This window comes from Bacillus sp. J33 (genome assembly GCF_000518885.1).
In the GTDB taxonomy this organism is placed as follows: Bacteria; Bacillota; Bacilli; order Bacillales; family Cytobacillaceae; genus Cytobacillus.
Window position 1 is genome coordinate 1 of the sequence record NZ_JAEL01000156.1, and the last position, 7,701, is coordinate 7,701.

The window sequence follows — 7,701 nt, forward strand, 5'->3', positions numbered from 1 at the left end:
CATCAAGACGTCAAACCGATCTATGAAAAACGCAAAGAAACAATTGAACGAGTATTCGCAGATGCAAAAGAAAAGCATGGCATGCGTTGGACAACCCTCAGGGGACTTAAAAAAATGTCGATGCAGGCGATGCTTACTTTCGCTGCCATGAATTTGAAGAAAATGGCCAACTGGACTTGGCAAGGTCCAGAAATGGCCTAAATGATAACCTCGGAGAGGTCTGCAATTCTCTGTAATTACTTGAAGTCCTACAAAAAATGAAAAAAAGAGTTCGGAATGAGACTATTCCGAACTCTTTTTGTCTACAAACTGAAAGAGGAGAATTCTCTCCTCTTTATACCTTATTTTCTATTATCGTCCCGTTTGGCAAATGATTAGTTAGCATTTCTATTGTTGAATATCGGGGGTCATTTGTATAAAGGTTAAACCCTTGCCCATCGTGCCATAACTTAATAATAGTAGTGGTATCTTTCATATTAAAGCACGGCAACATATATGGCTTTTTGCCTCCAAATAAGCCTTTTTTAATCGCCAATTTGTAGCTGATATTATCAGAGAAGGAAAATGCATAAAATTGATTTGACGAAGCAATCCAAAAGGTTTCTTCTAATATAAACTTTAATGTATGTTCGTCATTTATGATAGCGTTGAAAACTGGGAAGCTTTTCTTCTTTGCACTTTCGAATCTTAAAGAGTATTGAATACACTCTTTTTTGAATGCATTTTCGATTTCTTCAGTTAAATCATTGTAGGGTTCAAATGTAAGATACGCTGGGAATAAAGCTTCATTGCAAATAAAATCATATAAAAATTGTCTTGTTTCGTCATCGTAATCATCATATTCTGAAGGTCCAATATATAATTTAGAAACTTTTTGTACATTATCAAATAAAATATATTCTTCGTCCGAATTAAATTCTTCCTGAGTAATATATATTTTAGACAAAATTCCCCCACCTTTATTGAAAAGTTTCAAGACTTGGTTTCTTAATTTTATCATTTTATACAGAAATAAGCTTTCAAAAATAAAACAGCATCGGCTAATTCCGATGCTGTTTTGTAGTTGAATTTAATTGCTAAATCTTATGCCATTTTGATTGCATTTTAAGAAGAAAAATTGAATTTTCCCTCCCATAACGGAATCCCTTAGGATTTAATTGCCGTTTTTATTTTTCCATAAGATTTTTTCCAGGCTTTTTTCAACTACTTTATCCTTCATAATAAAACTGTATGGTTCTTTCCATCTTTCTTCCAATAAATTTCCTTCTACTAGTAGAGGGCCATTTGTTTCAAAATATTGCGCTTTCTCCTCAAGCTTTCCTGCCTCGCCATAAAAGATCGCTTTAACAAAGCATCCGTTTTCGGTACTGACCTCATACTCGCCAATATATTCAAGGGATTTCAGAACTGCACCTGTTTCTTCATATACCTCTCTTCGCGCAGCTTCTTCTATAGATTCTCCCGGCTCAGCTTTGCCCCCGGGAAATTCCCATCCCCGCTCTTTATGCTGAGTTAGAAGCCATCGGCCATTATATCGGCAAACAACAAAGACATGTCGAGGATGATCGCAGAAGGCACCTTTTTTAAAAGAGAGACGCACTTCCCCGCCATTCGCATCCAAAAATGTTTCCATATGATACCTCACTCGAAAAATAGTTGATTCTATCATTATAAAGGGAAATCCTTATTTAAGACACTTTTTGGGCCCATAGTAGGATTTTACATATTTTTGAAACTTCCAGCTTTTCCCGCCGTAAAAATAACTGACTAACACAAAGGGAGTGTATATCTTGAAGAAAACACTGACAATCCTCACAGGCTTTCTGATGGTTCTTATGCTGGCAGCATGCAGTGAAACAGCAAAGCCTGTCAGTGAAACAGAATCCGGCAATGAATCGAATAAGAACGAAGCCAAGACAGAAGAAACTTCAGAATTGACGCTGGAGGAGGTGCTAACAAAATCAACAGAAGCTTCTGAAGACCTAAAAAGCTTTTCTGTAAAAATGGATATGAGCCAGAACATCAGCTCAGATTCAGAGGAGGAAAGCATGAGTATTGATTCTGTTATTGATATGGACGTTACAACGGATCCAATCGCCTTTTATCAGAAAATGACCATGTCCATGGGAGGTGCAGAGGAGTCCTACGATATTGAAAGCTATTTTACCGAAGATGGCATGTTTCTTTATGATGCAGAAGGTGAACAGTGGATGAAGTTCCCTAAAGAAATGTCTGATGATTTGCTGCAGATGTCCAGCCAGCAGACCAATCCTGGTGAAGAACTAAAGAAGCTCCAGGAGTTTGTGGATGACTTTACCTTTGAGCAGGACGCCAAGAGCTATATTTTAAAGCTTAAGGCTAACGGAGAGAAGTTCAATGACTTTGTAAAGGAAACTGCACAGGAAACACTTCCGGCTGAATTGGCTGCTAATGGAGAAATGCTTGAAAATATGAAAATCAATGGCGTTGAATATGAAATTGTTATTAATAAAGAAACTTTCTATCCAAGCATCCTGAATATGGTCATGGAAATGGAAATCACAGCTGAAGGCCAGACAATTGCCATGAAACAGAATATGAATGGACAATATTCCAATTATAATAAGGCAGACGCCATCACAGTACCCCAGGAAGTCATAGATACGGCTGTTGAAATGGAAATGTAAAAAGAGCTGGGCCAGCGCCCAGCTTTTTACTTATGCTCCTCTTCTGTAAGAATCCCCATGCTCTCTATATGCTTTCGAGCCTCATCGTCACCAAGATTATAAATCATTCCGTAAATTTTCTTCATCGTTTCATCGTATGCGTCATTTTCACGATCATAATGGTATTGAACATATGGCACATGGGCTCTGAAGAAGTTTTGCCATTCAGTTGAGTAATTTTGGTCAAAATACTCCCTTAATGCAATAATTTCATTATCAGTAGCTTCTATTTTATAATTCCAGCTTGAGTCAGTGGCGCTTTGGGAAATTTCCCCTGACCCCAGCGTTATATAATATGTTTTTTTATTCCCTTCCATCCTGTCAGCCCCTTTTGGTTTAAGAAAAATTTATCGCCTGTCATAAATCACTTCTTAGTTATCGTTTCCCACATTTATGATAAAATTATACGAAATTAAGATCATTCTCCATTAGCATACATATACTAACTTTAATTAACGGATGATATAAAAGCAGCTAAAACTTACACACTAAAGCTTACAAGGAATATTTTCCGTCATCAGGGGTATTAAATAAGTATACTATTTAAAACAGAATATTTTTTAAGGAGGTGAATGTCATGAAACTAATTGATGAGCTTTACGAGCTATACCGAGATAAACTGACGGGTGACGAGGAAGATATCGACATGCTCGCTTTCGCTTTTTTGGAAGAGATGAGCAGAGAAGACTTGCTGAATATAATTCGTGATCTGGATAACCAGGAGCTATATGACTTAATGGGAGTATATTTGATTGAGAGCTTGAAAGGAAAATTTGCAAGCGAAAATTATGGCCAGCGCCGAAGTCCGATTATTCATCATCGAAACATACATTAACTTATACATATCAGGATATGCTAAAATACCATCCATAAACCTGCGCAGCGGCTTTCATGCCGCTTTTTATTTTGCTGGAAGCTCCGTTACACTTAACTGTTGGTTTCAGGTCAGCCCCCGATTTCCGCGGGCGGTCAAAAACTCCCCGGAGCTTTTTGTATCCCATTTCAACAAGGAGCTTTAACCTTTCAAAACAACAAAAGACCAGCAAATGCCGGTCTTTCTTTACTATCCCAGGTATGCTTTAAGCATCCAAATATGTTTTTTCAAGCTTTGCTTCACAGCAATAAGCATATCGCCTGTGCCTTCGTCATTGGCTTCTTCCGCAAGCTCAATGCCTTCCTGAAGCTCGTCTACCATTTTTTCAAAATCATCCACAATGGCTTGGACCATTTGTTCTTCGGTTTCATTTCCTGTTGCTTCCTCGATGGAACTTGTCTCAAGAACTTCCTTCATTGTTGCAACAGGTTTTGCTTCAAGGGCTAAAATTCGCTCAGCCAACTCATCTACATGTTCATTTGCTTCATTATAAAGTTCTTCAAATTTGGCATGAAGGGTAAAGAAGTTTTTCCCTTTGATATACCAATGGTAATTATGGAGCTTTACGTATAAAACAGTCCAGTTTGCTACTTGCCGATTTACAGCGCTTACTAATTCTTTGCTCATAATAAATCATCCTCCCAAAAATAGAATACCCTCAAAAAACAGAATTAAACCGAGGACTCTCTGTTACGCGAATTTTTTTATGAAAAGGCACTATTCATGGTAATATATTGTTAGAAAAGGGGGAGAAGTATGTATACGGTTTTAGTTATATCCATAATTATCGTTCTTGTGGTTCTATTATTGAGCGTTGTAACCACTTCAAAAGCTTATAAATATAAACATACAGTGGACCCGATCGATCCGCTTCCAGAAAACAAGCAAGAAAATGAGCAAAAGGAAGAGGAAAAAGCAGACAACCAAAACCAATCATGAGCATACGCTAATATAAAGAGGGCCTCCGCAATAACGGAGGTTTTCCTTTTCTTTAATAGGGAATGAATAAAAAGACTATTTATGTGGAGAGGACTTAATAATGGAAATCTATTCCACAATGCTTGCCGTTTTTCTAGTGTTAAATATTATCCTTGCCGTTTTTGTTATTTTTTTGGAACGAAGAGATGCAGGTGCAACTTGGGCATGGCTGATGGTCCTGTTCTTTATACCCTTGCTCGGTTTTTTTATGTACCTCTTCTTCGGACAAAACTTAACAAGACGAAAAATGTTTCAATGGGAGGATCGCAAAAAGATTGGAATTGATGAACTCCTTACCAATCAGATTGCAGGCATCAAAGCAAAAGATTTTCGATTTCAGAATGATGTTATCCTTAAGAACAAAGACCTTATTTATATGCATTTGGTAAATAATGATGCAGTACTGACTCAAGATAATTCTGTCGGCGTCTTTACCGATGGAAAAGCAAAATTTGATTCGCTGATCCAGGATATCAGAGAGGCAAAGGACCATATTCATCTGCAATATTATATCTTCAAGAGAGACAGCCTTGGGAAAAGCCTGATCAACCTTCTTACGGAAAAAGCCAAAGAAGGGGTAAAAGTGAGAGTCTTGTATGATGAACTTGGCTCCCGCAGCCTCCATAAAAAAGTATTCAAAGAGCTAATGGCAGCTGGCGGAGAAATTGAGGCCTTCTTTCCTTCCCGGCTGCATTTTATCAATTTAAGGATTAATTATCGTAATCACCGCAAGATTGCCATCATTGACGGAAAAATTGGCTATGTCGGCGGATTCAATGTCGGAGATGAATACCTTGGCCTGAATCCGAAATTCGGCTATTGGCGTGACACCCATTTGCGGATTGAGGGGAGTGCTGTCCATTCCCTGCAAACACGGTTTATATTGGACTGGAACCAGGCATCCCATCGGCATGATATTTATTATGCTCCTGAATATTTTCCAGCCGCCATGTCTTCAGATAGCGTTGGAATGCAGATTGTAACGAGCGGACCCGATTCAGAGTGGGAACAGATTAAAAATGGATATATCAAAATGATCTCATCAGCCCGAAAATCCATCTACATCCAAACTCCATATTTCATTCCGGATGCAAGCCTGCTTGATTCCTTGAGAATTGCAGCCCTATCGGGAGTGGAAGTCAATATCATGATTCCAAATAAGCCTGACCATATGTTTGTATACTGGGCGACTTATTCCTATATCGGAGAAATGCTCAAAGCTGACGCTAACATTTATATTTATGAAAATGGCTTTATCCATGCCAAAACATTGATTGTAGATGAAGAAGTTTCATCAGTGGGAACAGCTAATATTGATGTTAGAAGCTTCAGACTCAATTTTGAAGTAAACGCCTTTATTTATGACAGCGAAGTATCAAATAGCCTGGCTAATAGCTTTAAAGAGGATGTCGGGCTATCAAGAAAACTGACAGCTGAAGAGTACAGCAAGCGGCCTTTAAAAATTAAATTAAAAGAGTCGGTTTCCAGACTGCTGTCTCCAATATTATAAGAAAAGCGCAAGCGCCTTGCACAAGGAACGCAGACTAAGAACGCCACATCCTGTGGCAGCGTCTGCATGACCCGCGTCCAGCGGGCCTGAGCCTCACTGGAAGGCGTCCTTTGCCTTTCTGAGAGGCTCGATCGAGATGTGGAGGCGACTGCACAGGGACGACAGGCATAAGACGGTTCCTGCAAGAAGGTGTTTTCCCTTCCGAAAGGAAACGGCTTATGATCCCGAGTCCCTAGGAGCCGCTACTAGACAAGCTTGTGACCTCGAGGGGGGTAGGCGCTGGAGCTGGACAGTTCTCGGAGTTCAAATTTAAACTTTCATATATTATAAAAAAACGGGCTGTCTGAACTGACCTATCGATTTGAGACACCAGAAAAAAACACCTATGCTACCTGTTCCCTATATTCAATAGGAGACAGGTAGTTTAATTTTGCCTGAAGTCGTATTTGATTGTAATAATGGATGAAATTTTTTACTTTTTCCACTACAATAAGATTTGTAAGATACTCTCGTGGCTGAGAGTAGAATTCTTCTGACTTTAAGGTAGAGTGGAAGGATTCAATGACGGCGTTATCCAAGCAATTGCCTTTCCGAGACATGCTTGTGATAATGCCTTTTTCTTTTGCTAGCGTTTGAAATGCTTTAGACGTGTACTGTGCACCTTGATCACTATGCAGCATTACATTTTCAGCGTTCCGATTCTGAACAGCGTCTTTTAGAGTATCCAATACAAGTGTAACGTCCTGGCTCAAACTTATTCGATAAGCAATTATCTCATTATTATAAAGGTCCATAATGCTTGAAAGGTACATCATGGATTGTCCGAATGGAAGATATGTTATATCTGTAACCCATTTTTCATTTGGTTTAGATGCTTTAAAATTACGCTCCAAACGGTTAGGGACAACAATATGGCTTTCTCCTGAGAATTTCACCTTCTTTTTTGGTTTTACTCGACATTGGAGATTATATTTTTGCATAACCTTTTGAACAGTATTTCGATTGACTTCCACTTTATAATCTCTTTTAAGCCATGCCTTTACGGTCCGATGTCCTATTCGAAACTTATGTTTTACACAAATCTCTAAGATTTGCCGTTCTAATTCATTAGGTTTGCGAGGTCCTCTTTTTTTCCATCGATAATAGGTGGATCGTGGAACCCCTATAGCCTCACAAATAAGAGAAATGGAGTATTTTTCTTTTAAGACTTCTACAAGATCTAAGACAACCTCTGGTACCAACTCCTTTCGATCTCCTGGTACTTTTTTAATATCTCTAATTGAATCTGTAAATGCTGGTTTTCTCTTTTCAGCTGCTCAACCTCAGTCAGCCCCTCAGGTCCTTTTCCATAGCTATATTGCTTACCAGAAGGCTGTGCAAAACGATACATCTCTCCTTTTCGATACCACATCAACCAAATCCTTATCTGAGAGTCATTAATAATCCCCAATTCCTCCATAATTTCACGATTGGAATATTGGCCCGACATTTTCATCTCAATAGCTTTCATTTTTGTCTCATAAGAGTAAAAATTCTTTTTTCTCTCCATAAGAAAAACACCTCCTGCAAGTCATAATTATAATTACGACTTAAGGGGTGTTTTTTCCTTTGTCTCATTTAGCTAGGTCTCTTCA

10 protein-coding genes are annotated in these 7,701 nt (G+C 38.6%); 5 read left to right on the top strand and 5 right to left on the bottom strand.

All coding sequences use genetic code 11. The features are described from left to right. Window positions 1-201, top strand: a 201-nt coding sequence (locus tag L634_RS31940) for a transposase (RefSeq protein ID WP_034263189.1), incomplete at its 5' end; no start/stop codon positions are given. 133 nt (window positions 202-334) lie between these two features. Here the strand turns inward: L634_RS31940 and L634_RS0127500 are convergent. After that, window positions 335-946 carry a hypothetical protein gene (locus L634_RS0127500; protein ID WP_026584717.1) on the bottom strand — a complete coding sequence of 204 codons (612 nt, stop codon included), beginning with the start codon at window positions 944-946 and terminating at the stop codon, window positions 335-337. A gap of 207 nt (window positions 947-1,153) precedes the next feature. Further along, window positions 1,154-1,633, bottom strand: a complete 480-nt coding sequence (ytkD, locus tag L634_RS0127505; protein WP_026585164.1) for an RNA deprotection pyrophosphohydrolase — start codon at window positions 1,631-1,633, stop codon at window positions 1,154-1,156. Window positions 1,634-1,781: 148 nt separating this feature from the next. On the opposite strand from ytkD, the gene L634_RS0127510 reads away from it, so the two are divergent. Beyond that, window positions 1,782-2,666: a DUF6612 family protein gene (locus L634_RS0127510; protein ID WP_232233856.1), complete on the top strand. Its 885-nt coding sequence runs from the start codon at window positions 1,782-1,784 to the stop codon at window positions 2,664-2,666. A 26-nt stretch (window positions 2,667-2,692) separates the two neighbouring features. Here the strand turns inward: L634_RS0127510 and L634_RS0127515 are convergent, their stop codons facing one another. Beyond that, on the bottom strand, window positions 2,693-3,022 hold the full coding sequence (locus tag L634_RS0127515; protein ID WP_026585166.1) for a hypothetical protein: 330 nt from the start codon (window positions 3,020-3,022) through the stop codon (window positions 2,693-2,695). 260 nt (window positions 3,023-3,282) lie between these two features. Between L634_RS0127515 and L634_RS0127520 the strand changes: the two genes are divergently transcribed. After that, window positions 3,283-3,540 carry a DUF6154 family protein gene (locus L634_RS0127520; protein ID WP_026585167.1) on the top strand — a complete coding sequence of 86 codons (258 nt, stop codon included), beginning with the start codon at window positions 3,283-3,285 and terminating at the stop codon, window positions 3,538-3,540. 228 nt (window positions 3,541-3,768) lie between these two features. Here the strand turns inward: L634_RS0127520 and L634_RS0127530 are convergent, their stop codons facing one another. Further along, window positions 3,769-4,206 carry a Dps family protein gene (locus L634_RS0127530; protein ID WP_026585169.1) on the bottom strand — a complete coding sequence of 146 codons (438 nt, stop codon included), beginning with the start codon at window positions 4,204-4,206 and terminating at the stop codon, window positions 3,769-3,771. Window positions 4,207-4,335: 129 nt separating this feature from the next. Here L634_RS0127530 and ytzI point away from each other — a divergent pair, with 129 nt between their 5' ends. Together ytzI and cls are read left to right on the top strand one after the other, a co-directional pair. Continuing rightward, window positions 4,336-4,518, top strand: a complete 183-nt coding sequence (gene ytzI, locus L634_RS0127535) for a YtzI protein (RefSeq protein WP_026585170.1) — start codon at window positions 4,336-4,338, stop codon at window positions 4,516-4,518. Window positions 4,519-4,618: 100 nt separating this feature from the next. Further along, the gene (gene cls, locus L634_RS0127540) at window positions 4,619-6,067 is read left to right on the top strand and encodes a cardiolipin synthase (RefSeq protein WP_026585171.1); all 1,449 of its coding nucleotides are present in this window, start codon (window positions 4,619-4,621) and stop codon (window positions 6,065-6,067) included. A 383-nt stretch (window positions 6,068-6,450) separates the two neighbouring features. Here the strand turns inward: cls and L634_RS0127545 are convergent. Further along, a protein-coding gene (locus tag L634_RS0127545) for an IS3 family transposase (RefSeq protein WP_442852720.1) occupies window positions 6,451-7,616 on the bottom strand; the annotation gives its coding sequence in 2 pieces (ribosomal slippage) (window positions 6,451-7,334 and window positions 7,334-7,616; 1,167 coding nt in all). Window positions 7,617-7,701 lie beyond the last annotated feature (85 nt).

Excerpts from the sequence above, each read along its gene's own strand:
- ytkD (WP_026585164.1), bottom strand. The coding sequence starts at position 1,633 with ATGGAAACATTTTTGGATGCGAATGGCGGGGAAGTGCGTCTCTCTTTT.
- L634_RS0127530 (WP_026585169.1), bottom strand. The coding sequence starts at position 4,206 with ATGAGCAAAGAATTAGTAAGCGCTGTAAATCGGCAAGTAGCAAACTGG.
- ytzI (WP_026585170.1), top strand. The coding sequence starts at position 4,336 with ATGTATACGGTTTTAGTTATATCCATAATTATCGTTCTTGTGGTTCTA.
- cls (WP_026585171.1), top strand. The coding sequence starts at position 4,619 with ATGGAAATCTATTCCACAATGCTTGCCGTTTTTCTAGTGTTAAATATT.
- L634_RS0127520 (WP_026585167.1), top strand. The coding sequence starts at position 3,283 with ATGAAACTAATTGATGAGCTTTACGAGCTATACCGAGATAAACTGACG.
- L634_RS0127515 (WP_026585166.1), bottom strand. The coding sequence starts at position 3,022 with ATGGAAGGGAATAAAAAAACATATTATATAACGCTGGGGTCAGGGGAA.